This window comes from Dyadobacter sp. CY261, assembly GCF_021440085.1.
Classification (GTDB): Bacteria; Bacteroidota; Bacteroidia; order Cytophagales; family Spirosomataceae; genus Dyadobacter.
The window spans coordinates 215,696-234,698 of record NZ_JAKCPW010000012.1 but is presented as its reverse complement, the minus strand read 5'-3'; the positions used below and the strand labels follow the sequence as shown (position 1 = coordinate 234,698).

At 48.1% G+C, this 19,003-nt stretch carries 16 protein-coding genes; all 16 read right to left on the bottom strand.

Annotated features, from left to right (window positions below; all coding sequences use genetic code 11):
* A partial coding sequence (locus tag LZD49_RS28655) for a hypothetical protein (RefSeq protein ID WP_234671326.1) occupies nt 1–1,295 on the bottom strand: 1,295 nt, incomplete at its 3' end.
* A gap of 18 nt (nt 1,296–1,313) precedes the next feature.
* Nucleotides 1,314–1,589 carry a hypothetical protein gene (locus tag LZD49_RS28650; RefSeq protein WP_234671325.1) on the bottom strand — a complete coding sequence of 92 codons (276 nt, stop codon included), beginning with the start codon at nt 1,587–1,589 and terminating at the stop codon, nt 1,314–1,316.
* Between the two features lie 20 nt (nt 1,590–1,609).
* A complete protein-coding gene (locus tag LZD49_RS28645; RefSeq protein WP_234671324.1) occupies nt 1,610–2,497 on the bottom strand; it encodes a hypothetical protein in 888 nt (295 codons plus the stop codon).
* A gap of 2 nt (nt 2,498–2,499) precedes the next feature.
* Nucleotides 2,500–5,322 (bottom strand): hypothetical protein, encoded by a 2,823-nt coding sequence (locus tag LZD49_RS28640; RefSeq protein WP_234671322.1) that lies wholly within the window; start codon nt 5,320–5,322, stop codon nt 2,500–2,502.
* Entirely contained in the window at nt 5,303–5,713 is a 411-nt protein-coding gene (locus LZD49_RS28635; RefSeq protein WP_234671320.1) for a hypothetical protein, read from the bottom strand. The genes LZD49_RS28640 and LZD49_RS28635 overlap by 20 nt, the downstream gene beginning before the upstream one ends.
* Nucleotides 5,714–5,734: 21 nt before the next feature.
* Nucleotides 5,735–12,082, bottom strand: a complete 6,348-nt coding sequence (locus LZD49_RS28630; protein ID WP_234671318.1) for a hypothetical protein — start codon at nt 12,080–12,082, stop codon at nt 5,735–5,737.
* A gap of 2 nt (nt 12,083–12,084) precedes the next feature.
* Nucleotides 12,085–14,253 (bottom strand): tape measure protein, encoded by a 2,169-nt coding sequence (locus LZD49_RS28625; protein WP_234671316.1) that lies wholly within the window; start codon nt 14,251–14,253, stop codon nt 12,085–12,087.
* Nucleotides 14,243–14,512: a hypothetical protein gene (locus LZD49_RS28620; RefSeq protein ID WP_234671314.1), complete on the bottom strand. Its 270-nt coding sequence runs from the start codon at nt 14,510–14,512 to the stop codon at nt 14,243–14,245. The genes LZD49_RS28625 and LZD49_RS28620 overlap by 11 nt, the downstream gene beginning before the upstream one ends.
* 59 nt (nt 14,513–14,571) lie before the next feature.
* Entirely contained in the window at nt 14,572–14,976 is a 405-nt protein-coding gene (locus LZD49_RS28615) for a hypothetical protein (RefSeq protein ID WP_234671312.1), read from the bottom strand.
* Nucleotides 14,977–15,040: 64 nt separating this feature from the next.
* Nucleotides 15,041–15,490, bottom strand: a complete 450-nt coding sequence (locus LZD49_RS28610; protein WP_234671311.1) for a hypothetical protein — start codon at nt 15,488–15,490, stop codon at nt 15,041–15,043.
* A 27-nt stretch (nt 15,491–15,517) separates the two neighbouring features.
* A complete protein-coding gene (locus tag LZD49_RS28605; RefSeq protein WP_234671310.1) occupies nt 15,518–15,904 on the bottom strand; it encodes a DUF3168 domain-containing protein in 387 nt (128 codons plus the stop codon).
* Nucleotides 15,904–16,365, bottom strand: coding sequence for a hypothetical protein (locus tag LZD49_RS28600; protein ID WP_234671309.1), 462 nt, complete (start codon nt 16,363–16,365; stop codon nt 15,904–15,906). Before LZD49_RS28600 ends, LZD49_RS28605 begins: the two co-directional genes overlap by 1 nt.
* A complete protein-coding gene (locus tag LZD49_RS28595) occupies nt 16,362–16,724 on the bottom strand; it encodes a head-tail adaptor protein (RefSeq protein WP_234671308.1) in 363 nt (120 codons plus the stop codon). The genes LZD49_RS28600 and LZD49_RS28595 overlap by 4 nt, the downstream gene beginning before the upstream one ends.
* Complete coding sequence (locus tag LZD49_RS28590) at nt 16,714–17,271, bottom strand: phage head-tail connector protein (RefSeq protein WP_234671307.1); 558 nt, start codon at nt 17,269–17,271, stop codon at nt 16,714–16,716. Before LZD49_RS28590 ends, LZD49_RS28595 begins: the two co-directional genes overlap by 11 nt.
* Nucleotides 17,272–17,277: 6 nt before the next feature.
* Entirely contained in the window at nt 17,278–17,541 is a 264-nt protein-coding gene (locus tag LZD49_RS28585) for a hypothetical protein (RefSeq protein WP_234671306.1), read from the bottom strand.
* Between the two features lie 59 nt (nt 17,542–17,600).
* The gene (locus tag LZD49_RS28580) at nt 17,601–18,992 is read right to left on the bottom strand and encodes a phage major capsid protein (protein WP_234671305.1); all 1,392 of its coding nucleotides are present in this window, start codon (nt 18,990–18,992) and stop codon (nt 17,601–17,603) included.
* Nucleotides 18,993–19,003 lie beyond the last annotated feature (11 nt).

Genomic DNA, 19,003 nt, shown 5'->3' with positions numbered 1-19,003 from the left:
TCTTGTGACACGTCCGCAACTTCCCACAAGCCGTTTTTTTCGAAAGTGTGGTTTACAACCTCACCGGATCCACCGCCGGAAATTGCTATATATAGTGCTCTGTCGTAGGTTTTAAGCTCTTTTGCAATCGACTGGATTGCCTTATAGCTAAGGGCATTAACCCTATCGTTACCATAGCCTGCGTAAACATGTGCGTTGGCACCCGGACCCTCAGCGTACAGTGTGCCCGCGCTACCTTTAACGATCTCGTCTTCCCGAATGAAGTTATCCCCTCTCGATCGGACGCTCTTAAACGTAATAGCTAGTTTTAACCCCCGATCTCGACAGAACTTAATAACCTTTTGTAACCCGTCAGTCCTGTAATGCCCAGGCGTGGGCTCGTAGTGCGTCCATTCTACCCACAGAGAAATACCAGTAATCCCGTAACCCCAGTTGTATTTAAACGCTTCAATCCGCTCTACCCAGTCACGATCAATGCCGGTCGGCTCGTCGGGTCGGAACCCTCCGCCGGTCGTGCCCATGATGAACTCGAACTTCGCGCCTTTGTCGTTTGGTTGCGCAGGGCCACCAGTACTGCTTTTTATAGTAAAAGGAATGGCCTTACTGTCCTCCTCGGGCTTTTTATTGTTGCATGTACCGCCCTTGATCCGCAGCTTATACTCGCCGTCGGCCAGCAAGAACCCCGATGCAGTTACCAGAGATGACTTTGGCTCTGCACTCCCGCCTGCTACCTTGTTCCCGGCACTATTAAGGATTTCGTAATCGATACCAAAAACGCCATCCCCATCAAATTGAAAGACTAACGAAGTAGGCGTAGGGCTCTGAATAGCCCAGAGCGTAGGGCCACGCGGACAATCAGGTTTACCTGCCTCCGGAGTCTTGATCGTAAAGGCCCTGGATCCGTAACCAGTGCAGCTTACACCGGATGCATACAGCCTGTATTTGCCGGGAGACAAATTGTAAGTAATAGCGTTCTCAGGGCTGTTATAAGCGAATGTTTTAGAATAGTAGTTAACCGTGCTGTCCTCGTTAAAGATCGAAACGTTGATCCTCGTCAAACCCTCTCCGGTAATATTCGCAGTAAGCCCAGAAGTGGTGATACCGCTTATTGAAACGACGGACGGCCCTTGATCGCATTTGGGAATACCAGGCCCTTTCAGCTTAAATAAGCTATCGGAGTATGCTTTTTGCCGCGCCTCCGAGGCTTTAATCTTACTGTCGATGATCTGATCGATCGACTGCGCGGAAACCATCTGGCAGCAAGCCAGCAGTACCGCTATTAACAGGTTTTTCATGTTTGTTGATGATTAAGTTTATTGGAGAAGCTTACCGATATCCTCTTTCAGTTTCTTTGCATCGGCCTTTGTTGGATCGTAAGACTCTTTCAGTCTATGGATAAGAGGTTGAATAATCGCTTTCAAATAAGGCTTCTCCACGAGCACGCGGTTAAGCTCGTTGTCGTCGTTGAAATTCAATCCGACCGAATCATTCAGGATTACTTGTTGCCCTTCCGCATCCTTTGCCTGTAAGCTGAAATTGAGCGAGAAGTAATCGATCGCTAGCAGTGTCTTTTTTTCTGTATTTGCCATGATATTTGATAGTTTGTTGATTATGGTAATGTTGATGGGGACGTGAAGCTGTCGCCATTAAACCTTCCGCCAGATCCAAATGCCTCGTTATAGAAGTTTGTGTCTGCAAGGTCAGCCTGGGCGTAAGTCCTGCCAGACACAGTCAAATCTTCAATGTAAAGCCGGTATAGGATCAGTGAGGCCGCTTTATTAGTTTCAGTTGTCGCCCATGGGAACTTAGAACCTATTTTGAATTGGAAATAAATATTGCTGCGGCTACCGGCAGCGGGTGGAGATCCAGCTACGCCACTTGCGATATACCCCTTAAAGCCAATACTTTTTCTGAATCCTCCCACAGTATTGGCCGAAGCAGAAGTACCAATTGTATTTGACGGATACAAGGAGTTCGGAACCATCCCTTGTTGAAGGATCGCGAACTTGAAGTTGGTCGAATTTTGATAACAATAGAACACTCCCGACGGGTTGACTGTCGCGACCCTGGTCGTATGCCCCCATACACTCGTGAAGAATTCGTGGGTGGGGTTATCAAGCAAATAATCTTTGATCAAAGAAGGTAAAGTGATCGCAAAATCATTCCCCGAATCAACATCCACCGCCTGACTGATAATGACATGAAGTCCGCCTTTCGGCGTGCGCTCGGCAAAAGCTTTTGACCCAACAATGTCAAGTGACTGAGCTACGTTGCCGCTTAATGTCGACTGGGTGCCCGATGGAATCATCCTTTTAGCTATATCCCAAGCAATGTTATTAACCACGGCGCCATTAGCCGGCACTCCGGATATGCCCTGTAAAGAGTTGCCTAAATCTGTTAGCCAAATTGTACCGTCGTTTATAGTCGGATCGGCCGGAAAGAATTTATCCAGCGGCGCGGTTACCGTCTCTTGAAGTCGCTGCAATAGACCTGCCATGGTTATTTATTTTGAGTGTTGATGATATTTACAATTCCCTCAGAGAGCGCCGTAGAGCCAAGGTCACTACTTGGGTGTGTTACGTCGTTGTTGCCTGTCGCAAACTCGGCCCATACGTTAGATGCTTTCCGAATTATGTTGCCTATTGTACCGTTCCCGGATCTTAGATAATAGTCTCCATTTGCTCCGCTGCCATTCGAAGGAAGCCCGGCGGTAGACCAGTATCCTAAGGAGTTATTCAGTCCCGTAAGAACCGGAAGGTTATAGTAGTCAGAGGCTATCCATCCCAATTCAGTCGCGCTCTCTCCCTTGGTTTTGCCTGGATTAAATGGATCCGGATCGGTCAATAGCTTAGATTTGTCAAGCAGTATCTTATATGGAGATATCCACTGATCAGGGAAAAGTGCGCTAAAAAAAGCCTCCATTTTCGCATGATTATCCGTCCCATTAAACGCCCCCTCCATCTGATCGCCGACGAGACGGGTGCCATTGAAAGTGAAAGTCCTTTGCGGGAGGACCGACATGAACCAAACCCTTTTTTGAAGCGTCCCAAGTGTCGAATAGAAGTTGAATATCTGGTTCTGCAAATTGTACATCGCTGCGTCAGTCTGCGAGAATCCATTCCTGCCAGTCCAGATCAGCAACGTCCGATCTCCATTGATATCCCCACTTCTTATTTCCTGCTTCCACATGCCGAATACGTGCTGCGGGAATCCACTGCCATAAGCCGTGGTGTCAAAATCTCTTTCTGTTGGAAGTAGTGCGCGAACCTTATTGCCGGTGCCGCCCGTTTCGAGCATGGAGTCGGATCGCCCATTGATCAAGTCGCTGGTTTTACGACGCAGCATCGCCGCCTCCCCATACACCGGAATGCTTACCTGGGTATTAGACTTGTCTACCCGGCGAAAACTGATTGAGCTTGCGTTGCCGTGGCATTCAAAGAAGAACGCTTGCCCAGCAGCAACCACCTTTCGGTTCCCTTTGTTTACCCCCCAGGAAGACCCAACCCTGAAAACGTGATCGCCGATTTCAAGGGCGAAAGAATTCCATGATCCCGCCGCCAATACCGGGTACACGTCCCCCTCTTTCGGGCTGGCAGGAGTTCCAAAAGTCGCAGGGTCACATTCTCCCATCAGGAAGAATTGCCCTGGCTTCGAGGGTAGATATTGCGCATGGTTGGCGGTGCCATGAACTTCGTAGGTGTTGAAAATAATTCGCTCCCCCACTTTATAGTATTTCCCGCAAAACCACCCGGACGCGGTGATGTTCCAGAAGTCGCCAGGCTGAAAAGTACCATCCCCAGGGCCTGACTGAATGACGTAGACCACGCCAGTATTAACCAGTGAATCCCCGTTTTTAAAAGTATGTCCCTGGGCAGTGGTATTGCCGCCCGCCGTATTGCCCATAATTATCCAGCAATCCCCGGCTACCCCTGCTGGCAATGCCGGGTAACTGGATGGATAAATTCCATAAGTGCCCCTATAATTGGATCCTTGATAGGCGGACGCAGTAGGGTCGAAATCGCCGCGATACCGTCTACCCTCGATCACCATACGTTTGTTATCGATGAATTCCAGGTCTGTACCAGAAGTGTTCTCCCCGAATACATATGGGGTATTGAAACGGGGCAATTCTGCAAATCGGTAGCCGAGTGTTTCACTATTTGACCCTGTACTAACGCGATTAGCCCTTATTAGTCCATCGGCTTCCCCCGGTGCTCGATCAAACGAGTTGGATTCGTTTACTCTGATCCTGGCATCACTCCAAAGATTATCTGTTACCTCGGCTTTCAGCGCATAAGTAGGAATTGACTCAGGAGCGAAGTCGGGCTTTGCTATGTAGAATGCGCCGGACTTTTTGACGCCGTAAATCTTCTTGTCATCCGGATCAACAACCAGTAGTATAAATTCCGAATTCGTATTATCAAATGCTTCTCCGACGGCCCCCTTAATGTCGTCCGCAAGCTTATCGCTGGTAACCGCACCGGTTTGAAGATCAAAAACACCTTCAATCCCGCCATCCGATTTTCTGACGGCGAAGAGCTTTTTATCCTCTGAATCCAGGACCACCCATACATATTCCGAATTGTCCGGCAGCGTTCCATTCAAGGCTTGTAATTTCGATTCCAGCTTAGCAACCGTTACGGATCCATCAGCCACAATTGATCCGGTTTCGTCAAGTTGCCATACCGTTCCATTTGATATTACAAAAGCACCTTCTGGATAGAATTTCGGAGCGCCCGTGATGTTCTGGGTGCCTGGCACTCCTATCTTGTAATAAGACCCAGCGACAGGAACAGCCGTTGAAAGCGCAGGAACGTTTACGGATGCATCCCAAATGCCAAGGTAAGTTCTTCCACTTTCTCCGTATTCTATGATCTGCTGCTTGATGTCTTCGATTTCTTGCAGGTTATCGGCAATTTGCGCCAGCGCTTCATCGATGACAGCCTTCGTCGCCGCATCCGAATAAGTGGTAACCCTTATAGTCCCCGCCGATGGAGCTGTGATGGTGAATGTCTGAGGCTGCGAAACCGCGCCATCCAATGTCACAATAACAGGCCCGTAGTAAGTTGTTATCCCGGCTTCCTTGATGTATACCGCCGACTTGCGTGCATTGACCGCCCTGAGCTGCGGCACGGTGATAACAAAGCTGATTTTGTCATCGACCACAGTGCACGGGATAATCTCAAAGAATGCCTCATTGGACCATAGCTCCACCGTTACCGGCGTGGTAATGGATCCTGCGCTCTCGAAGTCAATTTCGACAGGGAAAGGGTTTTCTCTAAATATAGGGCTACTCCAAAGCTTAGCTGGCTGGTTGCTCATCTTCGTTTTTAATCAAAAATCCTTGAAAAAAATCTTTGTATTCTTCCCGCAAATCCACCGGGAAATCTTCTATAATTATAGGCTCGAATTCAAAGCGCTTGTCATTCAGCAATGCTTTCAGGCGCGTTCGGACTATCACCATATTCTCTTTGGTGAAGGAGAACCGTTTACCATCCGATTCGAGATCGTAAAGCAGCGAGCCGTTTTTATCGGTATTGGCAAGTCCGAGTTCAATATCATATTTAGCCTCGTGGTACTCCTGGAAGAATGGTTGCAAGCGCTTTGCTATACGCTCAATCGTTTTTAGTACCTGCTCTTCCTGTGGGTGATTATCGACGAAATGAGCGGCCGCATTTAAGAAATTCTGAATCTGTTTGATACTTGCTTTCATATTCTGATTTAGTTTGTTGATTTACAGTGTTTCGATCTTTTTAAATGCCGATGACGAAGCATGCCAGTAGTAATAAGCGCCTGCCGAGTAATACAATTCTCCGTCGGCTGATCCTGTCGCGGGAAGTGAGGCGGGAGTGACTGAAATTGAGCCTCCATTGATTACTAAATGCCCATTTATAGATATCTGAGTACCGCTGTACATGATTGCGCTTTCAGTAAGCGTATTGCTCGCTCCCCAAATCGCAACCTTTCCAGCCGCGCCACTACCTGTTAACCCACCCGCACCAGCAATCAGCGCATCCACTTGTGACTTGGTGTAAACCGTTGAATCAAGCCCGTAGCCAGACAGCGTATTAGGATTTGTACCAGCCGTCACCCGGCCGTAAATATCTACTGTTACTGATCGATAAGTTCCGGCACTCACCCCTGACCATCCGAGCCCAAATGTGACGTCTCCTGACCCAACTAATCGGCTGGTAAGCGTTCCAGATGCAGCTATTCCGTTGGTTACAACTATATTGCCTTTCGAGAATGTATTTTCTTTACCTGCTAGCCCAGATGACAAGTCCGTCAGTGTAGCACCATCAGCTATCCCGTATCCCGAAACAGTCGTTGGCTTGCCTGTGATAATTGACCAAGGCACGGCAGTTACGGCAATCGTAACGTCACCCGATCCTACCAACCGGTTGGTGAGCGTTCCTGATAATGAGACATTCGATCCCTGGATGAGACTTCCTTTGGCAAATGTATTTTCCTTTCCGTCAAGCGCGCCGTTTACATAGTCGATCGTCGGTGCATCCACAATGCCAAATCCTGCCAGCGTTATAGGTTTGCTGGTGATATTTGGCCATGGGAAGGCGGTTACGGAAATAGTTACATCGCCAGATCCTAGAAGCCTACTCGTTAAGGATCCTGAAAGAACCACATTGCTCCCCTGTATCAGATTTGCCGAAGTGATCGAATGCGTGTGCGTCGTTCCCGATGCGCTATTGGTCGTTGAATTGGATAGCGTCGACGGGGTGCCCATGGAAATGGTAACAGGATTACCAAGTGTTGTTCCGCCGATCAACCCCGCCCCGGTCGCAACGTTGATCGCATTCACCCATGCGCGGTCTGCTATTTGCTTCCATGCTGCCCAGACACTTCCTTCCAGGCCCCGATAGAACCCTTCCCCATTACGGAAGGCTATCGCTGATCCAAAGCCAGCCGTCGGATGCGGCATGAATATCCCATGCGTAGTAGTTCCAGATACCGGGCTATTTCCGCTATTGGCGTTAAACTTCCATTTGCCATCCGTATGGACAGTCGACCAATCCAAGTTTGAAATACCTGTCGATGACCATCGCGCATCAAGCAATGTGTAATCCAACGTTAGCGATAGGTTTGCCGACAGAGCCCCGCCACCAAGTAGCCCGGTACCTGTCGAGACAGTCCGGGTTAGCGGAACAAAAGTAGCATTAGCCCATGTACGGTCTGCCACTTGGAGCCACGTACCCCATACACTGGATTCAACGCTGCGGAACCACATCGCACCATTGCGCATAGCAATTGCAGAGCCGAAACCAGCCGTTGCGTGAGGCATAAAGATACCGTGGTAGTTCGTTCCAGGCACGGGGCTATTCGTTCCGCTGGAATTGAATTTACCTATGTTCGGGCTGTGAACGAGTGCCCAATCCAGCGTCTGGAATGTTCCGGTAGCGTACCTTCCATCCAGATAGGTGAAATCCAGACCCAGCGTCAAGTTTGCCGAAAGTGCCGCACCGCCAGTTAAGCCAGTAGTGGTCGATACGGTCCGGGTTAAAGGAACATAGGTAGCATCTGTAAACGTCCTGCTTGCAATCTGGTACCAGGTGCCCAATGCGCCACCGGTCACACCCCGATAATACGAGTTGTCCCCGCTGCGGCTAATAACCAGCTGCCCTACGTTTGTACCGTTAGCTCCTGTAATAAGGAATCCGGGTGTAGCGTTTGGGATGTTCGTCGCGCCTGAGCTCAGCAAAGCCATGCCGGGGAAGTTGTATGAGTTTACATCCCCGCTATAAACCGGTACCGAGCTACCCTTTGTGACGTTGGTAAGCGGCAGATAACCGGATGTGCCGTTCAATATCTGGTTAACTACATCAATAGTAATAAGGTCACCGGCAACAACATCAGCTAGCAGTGTTTTCACTGAGACCGCATAAGGAGTCCCAGCTGAGCTACCCATATTTCCCAGCACGCTCTTTGCGGGCATATCCTGAATGTGCGCATACTTGATCCCTTTTGCCTTAACCTGGATGTGGTTGAATATCGGATTGTTCGGCAGGTAGATTTCAACGGATTCATCATCCACCCGAGCATCAAAATGTTTGACATAGTCAATCACCTCTTCGCTGATCGCATCGCGACCTTTGTAGTCGACGATATCAGCGCCGGGTTCCTCAACCTCTGCGTCCTCATCGATCGGGACAAGTGTACCAAAGCTGAAATCAGCCTGGTAGATTGCTACTATTTCGCCCGATGGACCTCCCAATTTACGTGTGCGGGTATACCGAAATGTCTTATTGTTGCCGTGAATATTGCCGATATCAACACTTGACAGATTGTCAAAAGCGCGGTAATCCGAGAAAGTAACAGGAAAATCGTATTCAATAAATGACGGCCGGCCAACGTATGTCGGCATCGACACATCAATAAGTTTTGCCCCTTTGTATTCGGCGAGTGCATCCCCTTCCCAATCGAACGGATCGCTAACGGCATCGCTGCCCAGGTTCCATCCCGGAGTAGGTAACGTTTGCGCAGAAACGCCAGTTTTAGGAAGTGTCGCCAGTACCGAGAAATTAACACCTGTCGCGCTCTTTGCCAGAAGTTGTAATTGGCCGCCTGTCGACTCGGGCGTCTTTTTGACTGTCTCAAAGTCGGCATAACGCATCATTACCTCTACCCCTTCAAGGTATAAGGAAATGCCAACAGTGTAGCGTCCGATTACTCGGCTCTGATCTGTTCCATACACGAAATACTCGGCGTCCGTTACCGGATCAACGTGCGTTACCTCTCGCTCATAGATTTTAGAACCGTCAGGCTTGCCAAGGCGGATTACAGCTTTATCGTGCTCAACATCCGCAATAATCGCTTTGTTGTCCCATGCGCCTGGATCAGGGAATTTGCTGGTGCCAGCAGGATCGATCGGACCTACATTGGTGCCGCCAGTGGTGAAGAAGAAGCCGCATTTTGATAGAAATTCCTCATCGTACAGTACGAACGTGATATCCTGAATGAAAACGGGCTTTTCGTTAACTGCGGTGTAAGAATAAAGTCGGTAGATCCCAGCAGGCAGGCTTTGCCCGTTATCTTCCAAAAACAACCGGTACACCCCTGAATTTGTAAATGAAATTGTCGGGTTGACCGTTTGCTTTATCGCCTTGCCTGTCGGGCCTCCACCTTCCAATGTGAATTGCACGGAGTCGTGCGGGCCAACGAGTCCAATTTGAATATCTGATCTTGTTGGCACAGGGTAACTGCCTGGTAGAGACCCCACAGTCGATGCATTCCCAGCCGACACCTCTAACAGGGAATATGTTGCTTTTGTCTTCGGATAAACAACAATCGGTACTTCGACCTCAACAAAGAATAGCGTCTTCGGAATCGGCTCACCCGTTTCCTCGTCGATCTCATCTTCCTCCTCCAATTCGTTGGAGTCATACACTTTGAAAAGGATAGAATAGCTTCCGGGCGTAATAGGTCGCGCCGTAGCGGTCACATTCATAAAGACGACCGTCTGACTTATAACCCAGGTCGGCTTTTGCAGTACTTCCCAGTGCAGATCATTGAAATCGAATTGATCTTCCTCCTCCTGATCAGCATTGTTGTAGAGGATCGCTTCCGAAAGATATTCTGCCAGATCTACCGAATCGGTTCCGAGCTCCCCGGCAATGAAAACCAAAGGAGGGAAATTTTCGAAGAGCGGAGTGGTCCTGCTGCCCGCATTTATCCGATCTTCCAATTCTTCATTGGTCGGCGGCATATCTTCGGCATTCAGCCTTCCATTCGTACTATCCTGTTTGGAAGGATAAATACCATCTCCCTGCCCAGGCACCGTATTTAACTGCCGGGATCCAGGAATATAGGAGTCCTGCTTTAATTCCGAATCAGGAATGTCCTCATAAAGGATTTCAATGGCGGTCACATCCGCATCTTTCCGGGAATCGTCGTAGGAAAATCTGACAATCCGGAAAAACTTATCCTGATCTGCAAAATATAGCTTATGCAGGTAGTGCAGGTATAAATCGCCGGGCAATAGCTGGATCTTTCCTTCGAATACATCAAGAGCCTTTGTAGTCATGCAAAGGCGATCTTTCATCATTGCCCGGTATACCGAGTATGATTCATTCAACGGCGGGCGACGTCTCCATGATGACGTGACATCATTACTTCCGGGCCTGGTCCATGCACCAACATACCAGGGCGTAAAGTCGCCACTGATTAGGGTGATCGGTTCGGCCTCCTCATCGGTAACATCCCCACGCTCCAATGTTGTGGCATACCGCGCAGATTCTTCCGACGCCACGAAGCCTTCAAGTGCGCCGTCCAAGTTGTATACCTTGTACCAATCGCCGGGCTTACCCTCGTCGTCGGCCATTTTGTAGAACCGGACATATATTTTATCTGCCGGAAAATCTTCCCCTGGCTTCGTAATAAAAGTGGTGTTCAGTGATACACCAAGGGAAAATGTACCCTTCTTTACATTATTCCTGATTCCAATGATTTCCCAGCTACTACCAACCGCCTCCTGCGATCCACCGAGGTTGGGAACACGCGCGATCACCAAATCTCCATTTTCGACCAACACACCACTTGGGCCACCAATCCGGCGATATTCGCCCGACGGAACGCCGGTCACGGTCCATGTCCAGTCTGTGTTTTTAGATCCTGGTGTCCAGTTCGCTGCGGGATAGTTCGGATTGCCTGACACATCGATTGTGCCCTTGTCGGTCAGCTTGCCCATATCAACCGGCGGAATCCGGATCAAACAGAAATCCTCGGACGCACTAGCCTTTGATTTGTCGGCACCGGCGAGGGCAGGCTGCGAAGATGGGTCAACCCAATAGTCAACAACATCTCCATTCTTCCTAGTAACAGGAATACGGATCGAAATAAGGATGTCCGACGAAAATGCCTCCGTTTCGTAGTCAAAGGAGATCGTAACACTCTTATCTGCCTTGCTGATACTTCCGCCCGGCGACTCGATATACTCCGCCGGCTCGATATATTGGTAGGTGTTTTTCAGGTTCGCACCAACCATCCCGGTTAGGATAGGCACTACTACCTGCCAAAACTTTTTCTTCTTTTTCTTCCGGTATGGCTGCGGAGATTTACCGTTTATTTTCAACACTGACCGGCTACCTTCGCCGCCTAAACCAAATTGCTCCCATCCAGGATTCCCCTTTGCCATGTGGGTAAAATCCCAGCCAATCAATCCGCTTTCACTCCAAAGGAGCATGTTCCCGTTTTCGAAGAATGGCTTTTGCTGTCCAAAATCAATTTCGGTACGGTACTTGTTTATTGGTGGCAGAATGCGCATTTGCCCGCCATCCAATGACTTCGCAACGCTACTGTTGATGGTAAACGTAGAAGGCCATGCCAGCGGGTGCGGAGAAGGCGATAGGTCTAGATATGAGGTATCAAGGGATGTCGCATTATCAACGACGCTACGAATCACCCACATGTTGTTCCACTGGATGATCTCAGCAGTGAAGTGATTCAAAATATTGTTGACAATGACATCGCAGTACATCGCTTCGCCATTGTCGTCGTAGTATCTGAATGTGTTTTCCTCGAATGAATTAAGTCCAAGCTTACTATCGCCAGTAAACCCATTCTCATACATATGAGTGGAAAGGCGAATAGGAAGGCTGTCGCGGCCGATTACACCCAAACAATCCTGTATAATTTGCAGTCCTGTCTTTTTGAAGGTGCTGTTAGGGTTTACATACTTTTTCTTGGACAAATGGGCCAAACCGCAGCTCGCCGTAAGATTGACAACATAAGGCGGCTTTTTGTAGTCGTGACGGGCATCCCACGGTTCTAACCATCCGCTCCAAATTATTCGGTCAAAGCTTGTGTTTACGATTTCGACGTAAAACGTTTTCCTGTTACGGACGAATTCGCGCAGATTATACCGCTCTTTCAATATCAAGCCGATGTGGGCCTGCGATGCAATTATTGGCTGTTCAGGGAAAAAGCTATCCGACGCGCCGGACGTAAACCGTACGGCCGCGCGTTCATTGACCCATTCTACGGGCTCTCCATCAAATCCATCGGTGTAAAATCTGACCTCTCGGGTATCCCCGAATGAATCACGATACCTGGTGAAATACTTTAATCCCATTATTAGCCAAAAATTGCCTTATTCCTTTTTTCCACTCGTTTGAAGGAGATGTACATATCTTCACCCCTCAGCACTATATCAGGGATAAAAACAGAGGCTCCCCCGCCACCGCCGTGGGTTTTGATGCTTTTTTCAATGTATTTATCTACCTTACTTGCAGGAGCGATAAGCTCAGGGTCATGCCGGGCATTAGGGTTGTCACCAACGATTGCGGTCATCGGCCCATAGACTGCCGCCCCTGTTGCAAACTTTGGAGTTTTGGTCATCTGATTTTTCAACACCTTACTCGCAATAAGCGCAGCGGCACCAGCAGCAGCAGCTATGTATGGATTCAAGGATTTTAAAGCCAGTTTAGCCGTTGTGACAGTCGCGGCCCACGTAATCATGGCCTTTCCAAGATTAGAAAGTATGTCGGCAAAAATTCCAAGGATATTTTGCCCGAGACTTTTCATGCTCCCATCCATTCCGCTCATTAGGTCTCCAATCCCCTCTGAGAAGGCGATACCAATATTGGCTTTTAATGCAGCCCAACTATCGGTTAGTTCCGAATTGAGCCAGTCCATATCCGCCTTTATCTTTCTGGACGACTTCGTAAATTCGGTCTCGGTGTTTTTGATTTTACCTATGGTGTCATCCATAGTAGCAGCAGCCCCAGCAAACGACCCAAGTGCCGGTCCGCCAAAATTCATTCCTTTTGATGCTAATGGGCTTACTTTTAGACTGGCAACAACACCCATAAGCTCTTTGTAACCTTGGATTGCTGCTTTTAAAGACTCTTGCTCATTCTTCCATTTTGAGGCAAGATCAATCTGCCAAATCTGGAATGCCGCATCGGACATCTTCTCGTAGGCCTCAGCCGCAACAGTGGCCGACGCAGCTACTGACTTTTGAGCCGACGACTGAGCATTGGCTATTTCCCTGTTTCGCTCATTCTCCTCTCGCAAGGCCCGTCGCTCGGAAGCTCTTTCCTGTTGCCGCCATTTTGCATTCTGAGCCAATATTCCATTTGCAGTAACATCCGCCACTCCACCCTTGGAAGCAGAAAATGGCATAGTTAGCGGATTCGATTTCAACGCATTATTTATGCCTACAAACTTAATCGCAGCGCCTTCTAGCAACTTGATTATGTCTTTATAGTAAATAATGAACGAAGCCAGCGCGGTCACGGCTATCGTTATTGGCCCGCCAATTAATGAAAAACCGCTTGCTAATAGTGGCGCGAGCTTGATAAGCTGCGCTACGCCGATAAGCGTCGGCCCGATTACTGCGGCCAACGCCCCGAATTTGATAATCTGATCTTGAATATTCGGACTAAGACTCTTGAATCCTTCGGTTAGCTTTTCAACCCAATCGCCAAGTCCTTTTATATTTTCCGTGAGGTTAAACGCTCTGTTAATCGATTCGCCCATTGTGGCCGATACAAACTTCATGGAATCTTGAAACTGTTCCATCGCGGTAGCAGCCCCTGATCCAACCTTTGGAAGCTTTTCCAATTGCTCAATCAATCCACGTACAACGTTCTCGACGCCTAATTTTGTCAACTCCTCTCCGCTAGCCGTCCCGAACGCGGCAATCAGCGCCTTCCTGGCTTGCGGGATGCGATTTGCCAGCTCTTTGACGTCAGCTGCCGACACCACATTTGTCGAGAGCATTTGCGCAATGTTCGCGAGAGCCGGTTGAAGATCTGTTGATGACTTACCTGCGGCAGTAATAGCATTTGCAAAAGCCGTGATGCCACGCTGAGCCAACTTTGATTCGACTCCGATTGCTCGTAGTTGAACCAACGATTGTGCCGCGCCTTCAACATTGACGTTAGGTAACTTTGCAAGCTCTTTTACTGTTTTTAGGCTCTCCCCGTATTGCTTCAAACCGATCTCTAATTTTTGGAGATCGGCAAAATCCTTGAATGCCTTTCCACCCGCAAATAATGTAGGGAGGGTTACAAATTGTGATAATTTACCTCCTAGACTAGATAGGTCGTCACTTAACTTACCAAGTCCGCCACGAAAAAGAGCCTGCTCCTTCGCCGCTCGCTTATAGCTGTCAGACAGGCGGGCGTTTACATCATAGACAGTAGTTTTTACCGAGGCAGATACTTGCCTCATTCCATCCAATAAATCTTTGATGGTCGCTCCTATACGAATATTAGCCGCGCCCAATTCACCCGCCATGCTTGCCTGGATTAAATAGTTTGTCGTATTGCTCCATTTTTTCCGGAGTAAACCTCTCCTTGATGTAAGACTCCAAATCTTGACCCTCATTCTCAGGAGGATCTATGAAGTCTTGCAAGCCTACCGGATCTTCTACCACCTTACCAGCCATCTTATACACCCAATAGGCTATGTACTTAGACCGGTCTAATTCAAATTTTTGACGCTGATTAAAGCCCTCCCGCAGCAGGTTGAATTGATATGGGGTAACGGAATCCATCTCAGAAGGGGATAACCCCATAAGACCCGCAGCCCGAAACCAATCGTCTGGGTCAAATGTTATTTTGCGCTTTTTTCTTGAAGCGCCGCGAGTGCCGCGAGTGCGGGTTGAAGCTTTTTTGATACTACCCCGATCGCGCTCAAATAACCAGGAAGAACTTTTGCAAGCGCCTCGACATCTTCGCACTCATCATACAACCCCAAAAACTGCTCGTAGCTGGTCCAATCCTTGTTTTTGGGACTTATTGCGCAATCTAAAAGGAATGGAATTGCCTCATAAGGAAGCATTTCATCCATGACGTCGAATGCAGTGGGCAATTCGGGCCTGCACTCTTTAATGCGTATGAAAGAATTTGTCCCAAATTCAACCAGGTAGGTGTTTTCGCCAAGAAGGATATTAAATTTAGTCTCCGCGCGAATAACAGGAACCTTCTCAGGTTCGGAGGTAGCTTTATTTTTCGACATAACGATTTAGTTTGATTGGGACTGGATAACCAGTCCCAATAGCTTGTTGATGAAAATGAAATGATTAAGTCGCCGTGGTGAATGTAGGCTTTTTCATAGCCGATATGGTCGCACTATATGTTTGTAAACCATTTGCGGTACCAGCTTCCCCGTAAGCCGATACAAACCCAAGAAAGGTTCTTACACGGTCTCCGGTCATTCCACGAGCATATTTAAACTCTTTTGCAACCTTCGAGTAATGCCAGTCCTCTAAATCATTGCCTGAGACGTTAGTAGCTTCCTCATCTGTCGGATACTCCTTCACGATACCATTAATGGTAAACGCCGGGATGGGATCATTACCCGAAACTAGGATTTCATTGCCTCCGTAACAGTTTGCTTCCAGTTTTTCCAATTCACTGGTCATATTGATGTCCGTGGCGCACTTGATGACAACAAACGTATCGTTGTCTGCTTTGTCTACCGCGAGAGTGGTTTCATTTCCCCTCACGGTGGATACGGTTCTTGCTGGCATGATTTAAAATAGTTTGTTGATGAAATTTTATCTCTGTTCGGCCATCGCCGAGTATTCTACTACCTTGATGTGCGCTTTAAGCTTTTCGTCATAGCCATCCGTCACCTCCCGACCGCTCATAATGACAATTCCGACATTTGAAACGACGCCTTGAAATTTGTCGAGAGCCAATCTAATAGCCGCCATGGCGTTCGAAACTTCCTGATATGAATTCGCTAAAACACCAATTTCGACCGATCCATTTTTAGTGGATTGAGGGTCGTAACATGCTTCATCCTCCATGCCGTCAGCAAACACATACACCGCCGGAAGCTTAGCATCCTCCTTGATTACGTTTGGGTATACACGCGTTCCTACCAGGGCCGTTACGTAGGACGTCGCAAGGAGTTTCTGAATGAATGCTCTCGTTATCATTAAAATTTACCTCTTGGTAGATTTTTCAATGCCCACTTTTTGAACGATACCAGGACTTCGCGGCCATAGTTGTCCCGAACGATCTCTATTGTATAGTCGTAGGCGTCCTTCAAAAAGTCTCTCGCTCTATGAAACCTTCCTCCTCGATCAGTGAAACCTCTCGTTATAAGATTTGTTCTGCGACCGGCCTCTCCTTTATTTTTTGACACCCCAACCAACACCCTCGAATTTTCGTCGGTAGCTGGCTGGACAATTTTTATCCGCAAGCCCCGTTTGGTTGCTCCGGCGCGCTTACTCTTCAACCGGTCACCAACCGGAACCAGACGCTGTGCAGATTTTAACATCGGACGAGCCGCAGTTCTCAATGCTGTATTCGAGACAGATTTTGGCAAAATAGACCAGTATGTTGCAAGTCCACGTGCAAGCTTTTCAAGCTCCGACAAATCTACCTTGACGCTCATTCCACGATCTGAGTTTTAACCAACCATGCCTCACGTCGTCCAATCTCCTGAATTGGCGCAATCACTTGATAGGTAAGACCGGAAAACAGATCCTTAATCTTCCAAGATGTCTTTATGCCGATGTCCGGAACAAAACGCAATTGCCAATCTACCCGTGCTGCCGACTGAATTACCTGACCTTCCATGGCTTCATTTACCTCAGAGACGCTATCGAGTTTCCCCGCTGGGAAGCTGCCATACTTTACCTCAAAAGACAATTGGTCCTCGTTGTAATCGTTAGCTTCGGAAACCGGCTCCAAAATCTGGATTCTGCGATCATAGATCCCAATTCCTCTCCTTCTGTCTCGTCTATCCCGCATATGGAATCCGGTAAGTGCTGATCAATTTATCGACCAAAGTCCTTTTTTCACTGACGTAATCGCCTGGATCGTCGTACCACTCCGCAATCAATGCCCTAATAGCTTGGATCAATCTCGGCGGGATTTTGTCCTCTTCAAAACCAGCTTTAAAAGTGATTTTGAATGCGCTCGCGTCTGAATAAAAACCAGAGCTCCAAGTTACTCCATAACGCCTTTCGCTTAATCGGGTCAGGGTGTAATACATTGATGGTATTTCCGTAAAAATACCATCCTGTACGCCTTCAACCTTCGTTATCGAAACCACATGGAATTTATCAATGAATTCAGTTGGCAAGCATGACACATTCCATTGATAATCGGAAACGCCAAGCGAGATGTTGCACCTGGTTTCGACGTAATCTATCGCAGCCAAGGTCAAACTTTGAATTTTAGAATCCTCATCCGTAAAATCTGAAATATCCAATCGAAGCCAACCCTTGACCTGTTCAACAGATATAGGGCTGGCTTGATACTTGGTAGTCAGAAATGGATAAGTCTTTTGGCTCATTGGAAATTACTTGCCTGCCTTGGTGACCACTTGTTTTTCAGCTTCCTTTTTGGCGAGTTCGTCTTCCTTATGATCTACCAATTCGGCTTTCAGGGTTTCATCAACCACCTCCTTCTGTTCCTCAACCGGATCCACTACCTCAACATCTTTCGCAGAGGCCGCATAGCCGGTCGCTATCAAGGCTTCTGCCTGCTTTGTTTCTATCGAAACCGTATCGCCGGGGAAGTAAGAAAAAAGGTGATGTGGTTTCAAAAATGTGATCTTCTTCATTGCTTTTCGATTGTTGGTTTGAAAAAGAGGTAAAGGGCTTTGTGACCCTCTACCAATTATTACACTTTGAAGTCTTTGCCAGCCGAGAATGACTCGGGACGAACAACAGCGCAGTCACCAAACATGGCAGCATTGATACGAACGATACCCTCAGTGTCACGAGAATATGGGTTGATCATAAGATCAATACCACCCCATGTACCCATCCACAAATCGCGGAAGTTTCCGAAGATTGCCGCAGAGCAGTCAGTAGATGTACCTTTTGTTAAGTTCGATGGAACGTTGTTGGTAACGCCCGCTTTCATGCCATTAATGGTTTTCGCTCCTTCTGGCATAATAAACACCGCAGTGTTAGACGCTTTCTCTGTGGTTTGCAACTTGGCAACCATCAGTGGGTTAACCAGGTACCCCATGCTGTCGACATCGGCATTATCTACCGCGATTTCCCGGTAAAGATTAGGGAAATCAGCCCAAACAGGCGCGGCACCATTGGCATTTGTGGCATTAGAAGCAGCACCTCCGGCAAAAACTGCCCCAATGCCTACGGTGTTCAAAATTCCCGTTGGTTGGTTGGCTGATCCAGAACCTTGGATACCCATGCGGTCAAAGATGGACGATAACTCATCAATCAAGTAGCTCATAAGGATTTGCTCCAAGTTTTCCTGCGATTGGCGCAGCAATTGGCTGGTAACCTCAATAAAGGTTGGCAGCCGGTGAGGCACCAAGGAAGCTTTGGTCAAAGTTGGGCTTGTTTCGTCGGCAGCTCCTGTCTCTGTTTTGTAAGTAGGAGAAGTCCCTTTTACCAAACGAGGGATATCCAGGTTGCCAGACAAGTTCGGAAGAAAGGTTGCACCCATTTGGCGAAGCACTACTTTATTGAACAGTGCGTTCAGCAAACGACCTACCTGAGTGCTCACAGTGATACCTCCTTGATCCCCATTCGTGCCGCCAGTAGCGGTCAAATCACGTTTAGCCATCAACCCGGCCTGGATCATGTCACGCCCCTCCTTATTCATCGCAAACAACTCATAAGGGATCACAACGTTACCAGCAGGCATAATACCCCTTCTAGCGGCCTCTGCAAAACCCTCCTTTACGACCTCATCCTCGATACCATCGAGTGACAAACCCTCGATTTTCCGTTGCACCAAGCGAGCAATGCTGAATTTCGATAAATCTCTCTGATCGCCGTCAGATGATGCCTTGTTTCCCGGAACTCCTCCACCTGCTGCGGCATTGCCAGCGGCGCGTTGTTGCTGAAATTTTTCCAATTTTTCAGCTTGGTCAAGCTGACGCTTGATATCCTGAGCCTCTTCTTCCAATTTTTCGAAAGCTGTAAACTCTTCTGCGGTCAAATCGCGTTTTTCTGAATCTCCGACCCTGGAAGCAGTTTCCGCCGCTTCCATTTTCGCAGCATACAGATCACGTAGTTCCTTTACGGACTTTCCCATGATACTGATTT